Genomic DNA, 16490 nt, shown 5'->3' with positions numbered 1-16490 from the left:
TTCCCTACGGGATAGCTTCGCACGCGCGGACTTACTTCAAACTCCGATAGAATAAGTGCTTGAACCCACATCCTTCTTAAATCAATCCGAAATTAACGGCACTGATGCTGCTAGCAGAAACTCCGGTGAGAGAGGCTAAAATCTCCCCTGTTTGTGCAAACCGGATTAATGTTGCATCGCTATCTTGGACAATGGCTAATTGCGAGAAAGTCAACCCGTTACCCAACACTAACAAGTCTTGACCGACTTCAAAGTCAGCAACAGTATCAATACCAGAATTGGTAGATAATAAGAAGCGATCGCTCCCTACATCCCCTACTAAGGTATCATCACCCAAATCGCCACTGAGGAAATCGTTACCCTCACCTCCTACCAGAAAATCATTGCCTTGACCGCCGTAGAGGGTATCGTCGGCTTTTTCACCAATTAGGATATCTTCACCCCGATTGCCAGAAAGGAAATCACTAGCCGCACCACCAGTCAAGGTATCAAAACCCTTTCCGCCGTAAAGCGTATCGTCACCAATTCCACCATCTGTTAAGTCGTTCCCCTGATTGCCATTCATCCAATCATTGCCATCAAGGCTAAACAGCAAGTCATTTCCTTTTTTACCGCGCAATATATCATCGCTAGCGCTGCCCATGAGGGTATCATCGCCATCGGTGCTTTCGGTAGTATTTTCCCCATCTTTAACTAATTCAATACCGCTTTCTGGGAATGGTTCATCGGGTGTAGATGGTGTACTGGAGTCATCAGTATCTAAAGTATTACGGACTGTTGGATTGTTAGCTGTCGCCGACTGAATTTTGGTATTTAGAGATGCACCAGTATTTTCGGAAATTGCCGACTGAATCGTTTTATTCCCGGCTGCAACTTGCAGTAAATCTTGGGCTACTTGTCCTTGTGCAACTTTTTGGATGCGGGCGATTTCTGTCGCGGCATCTGAGGGCGAGGAATTGCTGGATGCGATCGCCTTTATTCGCTGATTTCCCTCGGCAATAATTTGGGCAGCATCCGAAGCAATACTAGAGAGTTGCGGTACTTGCAGTTGACTCGTCGCCGACTCAATAATCGCCTGCACTTGTGTGGAATTGCTGAAGTCGAGAGTGCCAGATTTAATTTGATTGGCAACCGCAGAAATTACGCTCTTGGCAATCTCATTTTTCGCGGTAGTTGAAGCACCGGTAATTAAATCGGTGACTAAAACAATGGTATTTTGTACCTGAGCGTGTGCTGCATAAACCGCCACACCCTTGGGATCGTTATTGGCGATCGCCTCCAAAGGATCGTAGCTGCCCAAATCAACATCAGCCGGCAGACCCAGCGCTGATTTCACTTGAGTTTCAGCAGTTTCAGGGTCAGTGCCTTGCTGGGCTAACTCAGCGATGACGGTAGTTAAAGGTGTCACCACCTCTGACTCTGGAGTAGAAGACAACTGTGTCTCTAGGGGCAAATAGGTCGAGATATCTATCCCGTCGGTGATGACAATTTTACCTTCGGTATAGTCGATCTTGCTATCTTTATTGTTGTCGAATTTTTCTAGTTCTATCGTGAGGTCGAAGCTGCCATCAGGGTTGGTAAAAGCGAAGGGTTCATTATCATCTTGCAGCCCATTGAAGTTGGCATCGAAGAAGACTGTTCCACCAGTGATGTAACCATCAATGGCGCGACTCTTGCGCGTCGAACCACTTCCCAATCGGAAGTCAGCCAGTTTTATTTCACCTAGGCGCCTCTTGTAAGCTGTTTCCCAGCCATCCCAGAAAGTCCAATACTCAGCCTTAAAATCTAGGGCAGCTTTCACGTCACCATTAACTTCAAACAGGCTCAGGGGGTTGCTGATGCGGGAAGTAATTTCGGAACCGCGAATTTTGCCATCACCCGTTCCTCTAAAGGGAACAAACCCTTCTCCCACGTCGAGCAAGTCTAATTTAGCATTAGCCTTAATTCCACCCGTGAGGTAGGCATTTGCCACTGCAATATCAACTCCGCCCCCAGCCGAAATACTAGCATTAAGCTTGAGTTCATTAACATCCGATCCTGTACCATCTGCATTTTCGCGATCGCTTACATAAAAACCATCAAGAACTTTATAGGCATCTGAGGCATTAAAGCCAGATTGTTTCCATTGAGAAAGTCCAGAGGTATCAAAGCCGAAACCAAAGTTAGCTTTAGCTTCAAAGTTTCCCTGTAACTTGCCGTTGACACCTACATCTACAACAGGAATGGAGTAGATAGGAAACTTTCTATTAATACTGAAATTAAAATCGAGCTTTGGCACTTTATAGTCGAACAGGTTGACATCTGGTTTACCCATCAGCAAGTCGATGGCAACTTGAGGCTCTCTCAAGATAGGAAAACTCAGCCCATCCATCTTGTCAAAGAGGGAAAGCAACTCTTGAGTGTTGCCCTTTGAATTTGATTTAGCTTGGTCAGTGGGAGATGTGGCGGTTTTGGTTTGAGTTGTATTAGCAGTTTTGGTATCAGCATTGGGATCTGTGGCATCGAAATCGATCGCGTAGTCACCTAAATCTATAGCAATTTTCTCCTCTTGAGATGAAAAACTATTGAGCAAATCACTTGCTTGGCCGATGTACTGAAGGGCATCTAGGAATCGATCATCGATCGTTGTGCCTGTGAGAGTCGCACCCATTTCGATCAGCGTCACCTTGCCATCGCGGTCTTGGTCGAAGAACTTCCTGATCGCCTTGAATTCAGACAGCAGTTTAATATCCTTCTCCAGTGCATTGATTATAGGAAGAGCCGGCTTCACAACATCATTGACTTTGGTGATGACAGGTTTAGCAAAACCCGTAATAAAGCTTCCCAAGTCGAGCTGCATATTCTTGAACTCAACACTGGGTTTTTGCGGCCCGGTTAATTCACCGTTAGCGTAATTGACGATCGGCCAATTAACTCCAAGGTCAAAGTCAAAGGAAGGGATAGCCGGATTGCCGTTAACGCTAGTTTTAGCTTGCAGACCGAGATTAGCACTACTATTTAAGGTAGGATTCAATAAGTCTGACAACTGATAGTTGCTAGTCAGTTCTGGGAAGGTTAGGCGAGATCCATCATTCGCACCTCCCAAATTATCTAAATCTTTTAATTTGACGGCAAATTTTGCTTCAACTTTGGTAGGATTGTCCTTATTGTTGGCAAGGTCTACTTGGAAAAATCCTAATTGACCTTTGGCATTGAAATTATTATCTAGACCAGCTTCTACATTTGCGTCCAGTTTGGTTTTGTTGGTGTCAACATAGAAGCCAAAATCTTTATTGACGCCAAATCCTAATGATAAGTTACCGTCAAATTTGGATTGTGCTTTGCCATTTACGTCCAAACCTAATGCTGGAAGTCCTAAGTCTCCAGAAAGGTTAACATCTGGGAATTCATAGTTTTTGTCTAGGGAAATTTGCAGATTAATGTCATCTGGAGTACCGTTACCAATTACCCTCAAACTAGGCCAATCTAAAAAGCCAAAGAGTTTTTTGGAAGGAAAATATTTGGTTAATCCTGCTTGTAGGTTGTTGGCAATTTGTTCAGAAAATTTCTGGGCAAATTGAGAAGTTAATTTTGCCCCTAATGCTTCGGAGTTGAAATTGCCATCTAGCGAGTCTTGGACAAGAGAAGTGAGGGTTGAACTGAGAGTACGATCGCTAACTAACTTCAACTCATTTATTGTACTCTCCTTGACTGTATTCAGGAAAGTCAAAGCACTAGAATCTCCGGGAATTACATCTTTTAATTTCCCTAAAATTGGCAGTTTTACTTCCAGTAAATTTTGATTGAGACTGTCTTGAAGCTGAGTCAAGCTTGTTTCCAACCCTTGTAATGTTTGCCCCCAGTTAAAAGAGGCGTTATCGATGTTAATTGTTGGATTTTGCGGTGCAGTTAATTGACCGTTGGTATAATTAATAGCCTGCCAATTAGCGCCCAGGTCAAAACTTAAGGAAGGAAAAGCAGGATTGCTGTTAATGCTAGTTTTAGCTTGGAGACCGAGATTAGCGTTAGCAGTTAAGGTAGCATTGAACAAATCTGCTAACTGATAGTTACCACCAAGTTCTGAGAGAGTTAAGCGAGATCCATCATTCGCACCTCCCAAATTATCCAAATCCTTCAAATTGACGGCAAGTTTAGCCTCAGCTTTAGTGGGTTTTTGAGGATTATTATTCAGGTCAAGTTGTAAAACGCCTAAATTAGCTTGCCCCTTAGATTTGTCATCTATTCCGGCGTCAAAATTAGCTGTAAGCTTGGTTTTGTCGGTATCTATGAAGCAACCAAAATCTTTATGAACACCCACAGCGATCGCCAAATCAAAATTTGCTGTGGATTTAGCTTTCCCATCCGTAGTCAAACCTAATCCAGGCATCCCTAAATTTTGGGCTAAATTAGCATCGCTTTGATATGCTTTACCCAGAGTAATTAGTAAAGTGCTTTCCTCTTGAGTAGAATTGCGATCGACTTTGACGTTGAAATCAGCTCCAAGTACATTGCCCAAAGTAGTTTCTAACTGCTCGGTAGTTTGATTTACCCCATTTTTAACCGCATCGACTAACTTATTTTTGAAGCTGTCAATAAAATTGGGGGCAATGTTCTTGAGGGAACCAACTATGGGTAGTTTAATTGTATTTAGCTGGTCGTCAAGGATGTTTTCAAGTTTGTTCAATCCAGCTTCTAAGCCACACCAATTATTCTGTGTGTTGATGATAGCAGGGGGTGTCGGTGTCGGCGGCGTCGGCGGCTTGACTATAACTGGTGTCGGTGTCGGTGTCGGCGGTGTCGGCGGCTCGACTATAACTGGTGTCGGTGTCGGTGCCGGCGGTGTCGGCGGCTCGACTATAACTGGTGTTGGTGTCGGTGTCGGCGGTGTCGGCGGCTCGACTATAACTGGTGTTGGTGTCGGTGTCGGTGTCGGCGGCGTCGGCGGCTCGACTATAACTGGTGTTGGTGTCGGTGTCGGTGTCGGCGGCTCGACTATAACTGGTGTTGGTGTCGGTGTCGGTGTCGGCGGTGTCGGCGGCTCGACTATAACTGGTGTTGGTGTTGGTGTCGGCGGCGTCGGCGGCTCGACTATAACTGGTGTTGGTGTCGGCGGCGTCGGCGGCTCGACTATAACTGGTGTTGGTGTCGGTGTCGGCGGCGTCGGCGGCTCGACTATAACTGGTGTTGGTGTCGGTGTCGGTGTCGGTGTCGGCGGTGTCGGTGCAGTGTCGTTATCTGCGATCGCCACTGTCACCCCTGGAACCCCAATCCCATTATACTTAGCATCAGTGCTACTCACATTGTGAGTGATATTACCGCTGTGCGCCCCTTCCAGAATTGTATCGTCAAAAGCTTTCACCGTAAGGGTTTGAGCGACACCCCAATTTTCCGCAGTGAAAGTCACAGGGGCGAGCGCCTCTATCTCATTACCTGTTGTGAGAGTGATAGTTACAGGGGCGATCGGCTCCGACGTTAATTTGAGCGCATAACTGCCATTCGCACCGCCTTCAGTAGCAGTTGTTGCCGTGGGAGTAATAGAAACACCAGCCGTATCATCGTCTTTATTGCTGAGGCTAACATCCGCTACATCTTTGTTGTTGTAAATCGGATCTGTACTAACAGTAGCCGCCGTGAGAATCTTGTAGCCAATATTGCCGTCAACAATGCTATCGTCAACCCCTGTTACTGTCACCGGCAGCGGTGTATTCCAGTTAGCAGGAGTGAAAGTTAAGCTATTAGTCGAAACTGTTCCTTCTGCAACATTGTCACTGTTCAAACCGATAGTCACATCAGCGATTGGCTTAGTATTCAAAACCACAGTAAAGTTAGCCTTTGTGCCAGATTCACCAGTAGTTAATCCCGCCGTCGGATTCACCGTAATTCCCGGAGTTTCATTGTCACTGTTGGTGACGGTGACATCTTCAGGATCGAGGTTAGTGTAATTAACATCGGTACTCACAGCAGCAGCCGTGACAATTTTGTAAGGTTTAGGGCCATCAGCTACTAAATCGTTAACACCACTCACCGTTATTGTTTGCGGTTGATTGTAGTTAGCAGGAGTGAAAGTTAAGCTATTAGTTGAAACTGTTCCTTCTGCAACATTGTCACTCCTCAAACCGATGGTAACGTCAGCAGTAGGTTGAGCGTTGAGTTTGACTGTAAATTCTGCCTTGCCACCAACTTCACTTGTAGTTAATCCCGATATTGGGTTAACTGTGAAACCGGCAGTGTCATCATTAGTAATAGTTGTGGTAGCAGTAGCAGTGGTAATTGTCGGTGTTACGCCTGGGCTGGTGGGATTTGACAGGGTGACGGCAATAGTTTCGTCCGGTTCAACTAGGGTGTCGCCTAATACATCGAGAGTAATAGTTTTGGATGTTTCATCGGCGGCAAAATTAATGGTGCCAGTAACAGCAGTTGCCCCTGAAGTGCCACCGATGTTGTTGTAATCGCTGATGTTTGTAGCTGTGCCGGCGATCGTATAATTGATGCTACTTGCCCCGCCTGTGTTGCCGCTGCGAGTGGCGGTGAAAGTCAGAGGTTTTGTGCCGCTATTGCCTTCAGGAATGCTGGGAGTATCGGCGGCAATGGCATAAGAAACTGTACCGTTGGCTGCAATAGTTAATGTTGTTTGTTTTGTTGTACCGGCAATGCCTCCGGTGATTGCGCCAAAGTTGAGGATTGCGGTTTCGGCGGTTTCAGGGAGATTGTCAGGTTTGATAGTAACTGCAATATCCTGAGTGAGAGTAGTAGTGCCGGCGGGGAATGTAATCGAGGTAGGGGAAATAGTGTAGTCTGAATTTTGGGTGGCTGTGCTGCTCTTGTCGATCGCAATTGGTACAGTTACATCGGCAAAAGGAGTGCCGCCGCTGAGGGTAACGGGAATATTAACTACTGTGTCTGTTGTTCCTTCTGTGCCGCTGTAAGTTGCAGCCCCGAAATTAACTGTATTGGGTGTATTCAGCAGAATTGAGACATCTTTAGAGGTAAAGTTCGGCGTCGCTAAATCCAACTTGCCGTCAGCATTAAAATCTCCCGCTGCGATCGAACGGGGAATAGTTCCTACACTAAAATTGACTGCAGTACCAAAACTGCCAGTACCATCTCCCAACAAGACTGAGACATTGTTATCTCCGCCGTTAGACGCGGATAAATCGGTTTTGCCGTCGCCATTAAAGTCCCCCGCAACCACAGATTCGGGAGATGATCCGACACTAAAGTTGGTAGCAGTACCAAAATTACCCGTACCATCCCCCAACAAGACTGAAACATTCTGAGAAAGACTGTTCGATGCAGCGAGATCGAGTTTGCCGTCGCCATTAAAGTCGCCTGTAACGACAAAGTGCTTCCCTGTTCCCGCGCTAAAGTTAACGGGGGCGCTAAAGTTGCCCGTACCATCTCCTAACAAAACTGAAATATTGTTAGTGGCGCTATTGTTCGAGGTGACTAAATCGAGTTTGCCGTCGCCGTTCAAGTCGGCTGTGGCAATAGTAAGAGATGCTCCTGTATTAATGGTAGCGGGAGTGCTAAAGCTACCGGTATCGTCTCCCAAAAGAATTGAAAGGTTGTTGCCACTCAAAGGGGCTGTGGCTAAATCTAACTTGCTATCTCCATTAAAGTCGCCCGCAGCGATTGATCGAGGATTTATCCCTTGACCGAAGTTGGTAGGATTGCCAAAAGTGCCAGTACCTGTCCCCAGCCGGATGGAAATGAAATTCCCGTTAGCGCCACTAAGAGGATTGGCTACAGCTAAATCGAGTTTGCTGTCTCCATTAAAGTCGCGCACTGCAATGGAATTGGGAATCTCGTTACCGGGGTTAAATAAGTTAGTAGCAGTACCAAAGCTGCCCGTACCCGTCCCCAACAATATGGAAATATCTCTGGAGTTGAGGTTGAGCACGGCTAAGTCGGAGAAACCGTCGCCGTTAAAGTCGCCCGTACCAATTGATAAAGGAGTGGCCGTCGGGGCCAAACCCGCACTAAAGTTAGTAGCCGTACTGAAGCTGGAGAGAACGTGGTTGTAAGCCGCCAGCACTTCTGGCCGAAATACTAAAGGTGTGGCAATTTTCCCTGATGTTACTTCTAGGAACCAGTCGCCGCCTTTTGCTGCACTTCCGGTGAGGTTTTGCGAAGCAGCAACACTAGCGCCGGTTAACTCACTCAGGCGTTTTATAAATGCTTTACCTGTCTCGCCTGCTGCTACGTTGCACCCGTACAAAAGAATGTGAGGTCGATTGTTGGGGATTGAGTCGGTTCGTGGGGAAAACCACTGCTGTAGAGAATTCCGATCGCACTCTATATCATCTAAACTAAAGCGAACGTCGCCGAGTTGCAAGCTGCCTGGACTGCCGTGAGAAATGATGTGAATGCTGTCAATATTTGTCCGAAGAGCTAAAATTTCAGTAATTTGGTCGATCGCATCTTTATTCCCATCCAAAACGACTACTTCTGTACCCGGTGTTACTCCGGCCATCAAACTTTGATAATCTTCAACTTGAGGGTCGATAAAGGCGATCGACCTTACTGAAACTGGAATATTTAAATTTGGCATACTGCACCTACTGGGGTTTCAAAAAAATACAAAAATTCCGCTATTTCGTGACTGGCGTCCGAAACTATCTATCAATTTTTATTTATAGAGACACACCCTTTCTCCGTACAAACCCGGTGAGTCCTCATCTTTTGTCGTAACCATAACAGTTTTTTTACAGAAAATATGTAAATTTTTCTTAAAAAATACCTGGTTAATTAAAATTTTGATAAAGATATGGAAAATACTTAAGTATTATTACTGTAACGAATGCTAGATTGATTTACCACAAATATTTGTGAAACGTAAGTACAATTGTACAGAAATTTCAAACTCAGCAATTTTGATACATACTTTAGGGTGCGTCAGCAATTAGTCGTGCAGAAAATACACTCTTCTAACGCACCTACGAAACTTGTGACTAGCCCAAGGTCCCATCTATCCCCGCTAAAATCTCATCCGCTTGCCCGCACAAAGCAGCGTGACAGCAACCGTTACTCGCCAACAATCCCCCCCACTGACTCACATCTCCCCGGTTATATTGCAAAGTAGAACCGTCAAAACGAGTAAATTGACCCCCCGCTTCAGTCAAAATTAATTCCGGTGCAGCTAAATCCCAATCCTTCGGCGCAGACTTGCCCGAAAGCGCAATATAAACATCAGCCTTTTGTTCGACAATTGTCGCAATTTTACAGCCGATACTACCGACAGCTATTTGATTTTGACAAGGCAGTTTTTGTAACAATTGATTAAAGCGATCGCCCCGGTGACTGCGGCTGGTTACTATAGATAAATCTGCCACTATATTTCGCGCCGAAACCTGCAATTTGACCGTAGAACCGTCCCGACTTTCCATAAAAGCACCCGCATCGCGGATTGCGTAATAAATCTTTTGCTGTTCGGGCCAAGCCACAACTGCCAATACCGGTCTTCCCTTGAAGGCTAAAGCAATGTGAACGGCAAATTCACCTGTCCTGTCAATAAAATCTCGCGTTCCATCCAAAGGGTCAATAATCCAAACCCAACTTTGAGGTAAGGGAATTTGACCGTTTTTTTCTAAATAAGATTTGTAAGTTTCTTCGCTGAGATAGCCAAATTCTGCATTCCCTAAAGCCGACTGCAATTCGTCGAGGATGTAAGAATTGACAGCGACATCGGCGGCGGTGACGGGGCCATCTTTTTTCTCTTGGATGTCGAGGTTAGGAGTGTTGGAGTCCTGCCGATAATAGGATTGTAGGATATCTGATGCACTCCAGGCGATCGATCGGGCAATTTCGCTGATTTCTTCGAGAGTTTTCATGAATTTCTTTTTTTTGAACTGCAGATAAACGCCGATTAACGCAGACTTCTGTAGGGGCGGTGCCCCCGTGCCCGCCCCTTACTCGTTCCCAGGCAGAGCCTGGGAATGCCTACCCGGAGGCTCTGCCTCCTTCTTCCTGTTTACTCGTTCCCAGGCAGAGCCTGGGAATGCCTACCCGGAGGCTCTGCCTCCTTCTTCCTGTTGGCAAAATCAGGCGCAGAGCTTTCCTTTTCCTATTAGTAGAATCGGAGGCAGAGCCTCTAGATATGCGTTACCAGGCAGAGCCTAGTAACGAGAGAACGAGAGAACGAGACATCTTTTATTCTCTTAGTCCGCGTAGGCGGACTTTGTATGTGTAGCAGCGAATTATATTCGCCAGCTTGATAATTACCAATTAATATGAGGATATTTCCATTCATAATAATTAGGAAACACAAAATTAGTAAACGAAACCGAAATACTAACCTCCAATGATTTTACATGATGCCACCAACCAACAGGAATAAAGATAGCTTCTCCCGGTTCCAAAATTACTTCGATGATTTTTGCATCTCTGTAAAGCGGGTATTTCTCATAATCTGGATTTTCGCCGTCCACCTTGCTGAAAACTCCGACGTGATTGTAAAGCAGAGGTGTTTGCTGCGGAGAAATCAATTTAATTAGTTTGCGACCCGACACTTGAGCTAAAATTAAATTAACTGGGTCATGGTGCAGCGGTGTAATCGTGCCTTTCGGGCCGAACCAAAAGAAAACTCTGCCTTTTGTATCCGTTGGATTGAGGTATTCTGGGAATATTTCAATGTCGTTGAATAGGGGTTTAAATTCCTCTCTTTCAAGAGTTTGGTTATTAGCAACCATGTAGTAGTCGTTGCTAGGCCCGCCCTTGACCACCATGTCTACATATTTGCGGAACAAAACAATTTTTTTGTGATTTTCTATCTTAATTTCGTAATTCGGGTCGGAATTGCGGTTGGCTTGAATTTGTACCTCTGCATTGCCGTATTTTTCTTGCAAATACTCCGGCGTCCACAACTGCAACGCTTTCCAGTTGTGCATGATATTGGTAATAATTACTGGAGTATTTTTGGCGTAGTAATTTTCGAGAAAATACTCTCTGGAAAGGCTGCTTTTGCGTTCGATTGTGCCAAACTTGGAAGACAATGCAGCTAATTGATTGTTAATCCTGAGATGCGATTCTAATTTCTGCAATAACTGCACGTAATGGCTACCTGCTTGGAAGTAGGGATGAGAGGATATTTCCCTCACTTCTGCGGTGGCTGTTTCCGCATCTATGCCGGTATTTATTAAGGCTTGAATGATTTCGGCGTCGGGTTGATTTAATAATTTGTTAGCCGCCACCCACTGTTTCATATTGTCGGGGACTTCTTGTTTGCTTGGGGTGAGTAGATTTGGCAAGTTTTGTGTCAGCCATTCTAGGTTAACTTGCTGTTGTTCTGTTAGGGTAATCCGCAAAGGGGGAAGGGTGATAGTTAGAGGTTGGGTGTCAGACATGATTCGGGTATGTTGTTTTGGGAGTGTTTTGTGTGACTTTAACTTGTCTTACTAATATAGCAATTTTGTTAACGAACCGCGAAGGCGCAAAGGGCGCGAAGGAAGAGAAGAGAGAAGTTCACAAATTTTGTCGAGGTTGCTGTCAGGATTTTAACTCAACAAGTGTTGCTAGTTCAACTTTTCTAGCTGGGAGGGGTTTTCCCCGGATACTTTGCTTAATTTTTAATTAAAATTAACCCTTATTCATCCAGTCGCGGGTTCCGAAGTTTTTGCAGGAATGGGAAGCGATTTTAGCCGCTGCGGTGAGAGTATCTGTAAAGTTGTTATTTTGCAAAATGTAGTGACAGAAAGCGCCGTGAAAGATGTCGCCGGCGCCTAAAGTGTCTGTGGCTTGGATTTGAGGTACTTCTATACTGCCGTAAGTGCCATTGCTGAGGTATAAAATTGATTTTTTGCCGCGAGTGATGGCAATATGGGAAATTCCGGCTGCTGACAGGTAAGCAAAGACTTGTTCGGAATTGTCGCAGTTGGGGGGATGAAAGTTATCCGAACATACAGCCCATTCAACGAAAGGCAATATTTCTTCTAATCCGGGTTTCCAACTGCCGCCGTCGAGGAGAATGGGAATGTTTTTTGACTTGGCAAGTTGAGCAATTTCTTTGCTGGCTGCGATTTGATGTCCGTCAAGCAGTACAATACTAACTGATGTTAAAATATCCTGGTTAATTGTTTGACGGTCAACCTGAGATTTCGTAGCATTGATGGAAATTACCGATCGATCGCCCGTTGCTTCAGTTACAATAATCGAGGAAACGGGTGGCGAGTGCGATCGCCCCGGTTCCAAATCAATTATCCTGACATTATACTCCGCTAAGTCTGCACGAATTAATTGGGCGATCGCGTGAGTGCCCAAAACGCCAGCCCATACCGCCGCATTCCCCAGATAGCTAAAAGTGACCGCAGCATTTGCCGCCGGCCCGCCCGCAGCAATGGTACAATCAGAAGCAACAACTTTCTGATTTTCACCCGGAGGCTTCTCGGCCAAATAAATTAAATCTAAAGTCGCCAATCCCAAAAACAATCCCGTTTTCATATCTTCTTAAATGTGTGGCATGGGCGTCTCGCCCGTGTCCCATCTGCGGTTAAAAAATCCCAATCTTAAAATGCAAGCAAATCCCAATACAGGAACACTTTACATCGTAGGAACCCCGATCGGCAACCTGGAAGACATGACATTTCGCGCCATCAAAATCTTGCAAACAGTAGACTTCATCGCCGCCGAAGATACCCGCCATACAGGCAAACTTTTGCACCATTTTCAAATCAAAACTCCCCAAATCAGCTATCACGAACACAACCAAAACCAGCGACTTCCCGAACTCATCGACAAACTGCATTTAGGCAAAGATATCGCCCTCGTCACCGATGCCGGAATGCCGGGAATTTCTGACCCCGGTTCCGAGTTGGTCAAAGCCTGCGCTGATGCTAATATTAACATTATTCCGATTCCCGGCCCGACCGCCTGCATAGTTGGCATAACTGCATCAGGATTACCCACAGAGAGATTTGTATTTGAAGGATTCTTACCCGTGAAAGGTCAAGAACGCCAACAAAGTTTAGAAGCTTTGCAAATAGAATCCCGCACTATAATATTATACGAATCTCCCCACCGATTGCGACAAACTTTACAAGATTTAGCAAATAGTTTGGGAAGCGACAGACAGATTGTGCTGGCAAGAGAATTAACTAAAATGCACGAAGAGTTTTGGCGTGGTAGTATAGAAAGTGCGATCGAACTTTACACCAATCGCGAACCCCAGGGAGAATTTACCCTCGTAATAGCCGGCATTCAAACAGCCGCCCCAATATTTTCCGAAGACGCAATTAAAGCAGAATTGCAAACATTAATTGCAGAAGGCATAAGTCGTTCCCAAGCCAGCCGCCAGCTAGCGCAACAAACATCCCTCCCCCGCCGCCAAATCTACCAACTCGCCCTCACAATAGGCGACAATGAATCACTAGAACAACCCGTGGATGACTTGTGAATAACTCTCTTCTCTTCTTCTCTGCGCCCTCTGCGCCCTCTGCGGTTAAATAAAAAAAGCTAGATACTCACACTCAGAATTATATGGTACGCGGAAACTACGATCGACAAAAACCATATTTACGCAACCCCCAAATCAACAAACCAATCGCCGAAATCTATGCAGACTTAGACGCCTTTACCTGGGAGATATTTGAAGACCAACCCCACCGCTTCGATACCGTCAGTTTCTACGTCTTGCTTCCCCCACTATTTTACGAAGGGCGTTTCATCAAAGGAATTTACTTCAGCGAAGGAGTCGAACTAATAAACAAACTATTTCCCCAACTTTCATCAGTATTTTTCTCCTTCACCTATTCCCCCGGAATCTCCTACTCCTGGGCCCCCATAGCTGACGCCTACTCCAGTTTATACAAAAACCCACAGCGAGAAAAGTGGTTTCGCGAAACTTATGTCGATCGCGCCCACAAACCAATCATACCACTGCAAGACACCGACTTCATCAACGAATACTTAATTTCCCCGCGCAACGTCCCCGCCAAAGACATCGACTTGCTAGCCGTCGCGCGAATTTCCGAAGAAAAAAATTTGCCAATCATAGCCAAGGCCTTAAAAGTTTACCGCCAAAAATATCCGCAAAAACCGATAAAACTAACAGTAGTCACCGGCCACGAATTTGATGCTAGCAACCTGAAAACTCTCGACGAGTACGCATTAAAAGAATGGCGACAAGTCGAGGAAATTTTAACCAATCCCTCCGACTACATTAACTTAGTGCCCAGAGTTGACTACTACAGCGAAATACCCACATATTATTCGCGAGCCCAAGCATTCGTCCTCGGTTCCCTCCTCGAAGGAAAAAACCGAGGAATTACCGAAGCCATGAGTTGCAACGTACCAGTAATTTGTTTTGAAGAATTTAACCAATACGCCAGAGGAAACTCGCCAGTTTTCCCGGAAGGTGCGGGTCTTTACGCCAAATTTGACCCAGAATCTCTCGCAGATACTATATATACAGTATTGGAAAATCAAACAGAATTCAAACCGCGATATCAGTATTTAAAGCATTGCGGGCGCAAGAACTTTTTCAATACTTGTATAGACAGTTTTCCTTACTACCAGCACAATATTCCAGACTATAAACCCGGAGATGCGATTAACAATTTGTGGCTGGATTTAGCAGTTCAGCAAAATTATCAAGTTAGTTTGAATAGCTTTTTGTACGGAGGTTCACACCTTTCTCACCTGCGCGGGACAAATACGATTCAGCAAAATCTCGGCGAACTCACAAAGTTTATAGTTGAGTAAGATACCCAAAGTAGGGAAACGGCACTGCCTCATTGGTGTCAACTTAAGTCTAAAACACATGAGGAATATCGCTTTCATTCGAGTCCATATCCCCCTAAATCCCCCTTAAAAAGGGGAGTAGGGGTTGACTTTGAGAAGGCTCTTGTCCCCCCCTTATTAAGGGGGGTTAGGGGGGATCTAAGTTTAATGGTCAAACAGCAATCTGTGACTGGGTTTGAACTTAGGTTGACACCAAAGCCGATCGCAATTTGCCTAAAACCGCATAAATTAGTAATTTACGATACAGTAAAAACAGCCATTATGGTATTATAAAATATAGTTAGTTTCAAAGTTGCGACAGACGGGAAACAAGATTTATTTAACTGTTATGAATTCTAGAAATAAGCTGTCATTCAGCAGGAGAAACACAGAATGCACGACTTAAAAGTTGTCATCATCGGTGCGGGAATTGGCGGCTTAACTGCGGGAATTGCCCTCGAACAAGCGGGCTATGAAGTTGAAATTTACGATCGCGTAAAAGAACTGCGCCCCGCAGGAGCCGGCATCTCCCTGTGGTCGAACGGCGTCAAAGTTCTCAACCGCTTGGGCTTAGGCGAAAACATGGCAAAAATCGGCGGTCAAATGGAGCGCATGGAATACCGCACCAAAACCGGCGAACTGCTGAATGACATCGATTTAATGCCGCTAATTCAACAAGTCGGTCAGCGCCCCTATCCCGTTGCCCGCCGCGATTTGCAGAATATGTTGCTAGCAGCTTTTAAGGGAAAACTCAAGCTCGATAGCAAATGTATTGCCGTTGAAGAAGACACCAGCAAAGTAACAGCAATCTTTGAAAACGGAGACAAAGCGCAGGGCGATTTGTTAGTGGCGGCTGACGGCGTGCGATCGATTTTGCGCACGTATATATTGGGCCGCGAAGTAGAGCCGAAATACGGCGGTTATATCAACTGGAACGGGTTAGTACCCGCAGCGGAAGAACTAGCGCCGAAAAACACTTGGGCGATATATGTCGGCGAGCACAAACGGGCGTCAATGATGCCAGTCGCGGGCGATCGATTTTACTTTTTCTTAGATGTTCCCTTGCCCAAAGGTACTCCCGCCAATCCCGACAATTACAAAGCCGAACTTAAAGAACATTTTAAAGGTTGGGCCGAACCCGTGCAATTGCTGATAGATACTTTCGATCCAGCAGCAGTGGCGCGGCCGGAAATTCACGACGTAGGGCCGATCGACAGCTTCGTTCGCGGTAGAGTGGCTTTGCTGGGAGATGCGGCCCACGCCACCTGCCCGGATCTCGGCCAGGGAGGCTGTCAGGCGATGGAAGACGGGCTGGTACTCAGTAACTACCTTTTGAGTACGAATTTGGGCGTAGAATACGCGCTCAAACGTTACGAAACCGAGCGCAAACAGCGGGCGAATGCAGTTGTTGAAAAAGCCCGACAGCGCGCGGAACAAATACACGGTAAAGATCCAGTTGTAACAGAAAAGTGGTATCAACAATTAGCGTATGAACGGCCGACTGATGTCACAGATGCGATCGTCAAAGTCATCTCAGCAGGCCCGCTACACTAATACAAACAGATAATTCCCAGGACACAGCAGTGTTGTGTCCCTACTCATCCCTCATATCATGTCCGATCGATTAACCATAATATCCCGGTTGGGGCGGGTTTTTGAGATTGTCAATTCTTGGCAAGTATTGTTGGTGAGGCGAGCCCCTACGAAAATCGCGGTCGATCGGTTAGAGAGTCGATGGCAGGGTGTCCCCTACCATCTCTCCTACAAAACCGTGCTTGCGACTTTCACCGCACACGGCT

7 protein-coding genes are annotated in these 16490 nt (G+C 45.8%); 3 read left to right on the top strand and 4 right to left on the bottom strand.

The window, feature by feature from the left end:
- Positions 1–76 precede the first annotated feature (76 nt).
- The 4 genes from QT990_RS08550 to QT990_RS08535 all read right to left on the bottom strand — a co-directional run bounded on the left by QT990_RS08550 (position 77) and on the right by QT990_RS08535 (position 12414).
- Complete coding sequence (locus QT990_RS08550) at positions 77–8530, bottom strand: DUF4347 domain-containing protein (protein ID WP_333465134.1); 8454 nt, start codon at positions 8528–8530, stop codon at positions 77–79.
- A gap of 400 nt (positions 8531–8930) precedes the next feature.
- Positions 8931–9809, bottom strand: a complete 879-nt coding sequence (locus tag QT990_RS08545; RefSeq protein ID WP_333465133.1) for an inositol monophosphatase family protein — start codon at positions 9807–9809, stop codon at positions 8931–8933.
- Positions 9810–10196: 387 nt separating this feature from the next.
- A complete protein-coding gene (locus QT990_RS08540; RefSeq protein WP_333147610.1) occupies positions 10197–11321 on the bottom strand; it encodes a cupin-like domain-containing protein in 1125 nt (374 codons plus the stop codon).
- 232 nt (positions 11322–11553) lie between these two features.
- A complete protein-coding gene (locus QT990_RS08535) occupies positions 11554–12414 on the bottom strand; it encodes a sugar kinase (protein WP_333465132.1) in 861 nt (286 codons plus the stop codon).
- A 70-nt stretch (positions 12415–12484) separates the two neighbouring features.
- Here QT990_RS08535 and rsmI point away from each other — a divergent pair, with 70 nt between their 5' ends.
- The 3 genes from rsmI (at position 12485) to hpxO (ending at position 16245) form a co-directional block, all read left to right on the top strand.
- Positions 12485–13366 carry a 16S rRNA (cytidine(1402)-2'-O)-methyltransferase gene (gene rsmI / locus QT990_RS08530; protein WP_333465131.1) on the top strand — a complete coding sequence of 294 codons (882 nt, stop codon included), beginning with the start codon at positions 12485–12487 and terminating at the stop codon, positions 13364–13366.
- A gap of 83 nt (positions 13367–13449) precedes the next feature.
- Positions 13450–14673, top strand: coding sequence for a glycosyltransferase (locus tag QT990_RS08525; protein ID WP_333465130.1), 1224 nt, complete (start codon positions 13450–13452; stop codon positions 14671–14673).
- A gap of 411 nt (positions 14674–15084) precedes the next feature.
- Positions 15085–16245 carry an FAD-dependent urate hydroxylase HpxO gene (hpxO, locus tag QT990_RS08520; RefSeq protein ID WP_333147603.1) on the top strand — a complete coding sequence of 387 codons (1161 nt, stop codon included), beginning with the start codon at positions 15085–15087 and terminating at the stop codon, positions 16243–16245.
- Positions 16246–16490: the final 245 nt, after the last annotated feature.

This window comes from Microcoleus sp. T3_B1, assembly GCF_036700445.1.
Classification (GTDB): Bacteria; Cyanobacteriota; Cyanobacteriia; order Cyanobacteriales; family Microcoleaceae; genus Microcoleus.
This window is presented reverse-complemented; position numbering and strand designations above follow the sequence as displayed.

What these genes read in the sequence shown, in the direction of transcription:
- QT990_RS08550 (WP_333465134.1), bottom strand. Translation starts at nt 8,530, where the DNA reads ATGCCAAATTTAAATATTCCAGTTTCAGTAAGGTCGATCGCCTTTATC.
- QT990_RS08545 (WP_333465133.1), bottom strand. Translation starts at nt 9,809, where the DNA reads ATGAAAACTCTCGAAGAAATCAGCGAAATTGCCCGATCGATCGCCTGG.
- QT990_RS08540 (WP_333147610.1), bottom strand. Translation starts at nt 11,321, where the DNA reads ATGTCTGACACCCAACCTCTAACTATCACCCTTCCCCCTTTGCGGATT.
- QT990_RS08535 (WP_333465132.1), bottom strand. Translation starts at nt 12,414, where the DNA reads ATGAAAACGGGATTGTTTTTGGGATTGGCGACTTTAGATTTAATTTAT.
- rsmI (WP_333465131.1), top strand. Translation starts at nt 12,485, where the DNA reads ATGCAAGCAAATCCCAATACAGGAACACTTTACATCGTAGGAACCCCG.
- QT990_RS08525 (WP_333465130.1), top strand. Translation starts at nt 13,450, where the DNA reads ATGGTACGCGGAAACTACGATCGACAAAAACCATATTTACGCAACCCC.
- hpxO (WP_333147603.1), top strand. Translation starts at nt 15,085, where the DNA reads ATGCACGACTTAAAAGTTGTCATCATCGGTGCGGGAATTGGCGGCTTA.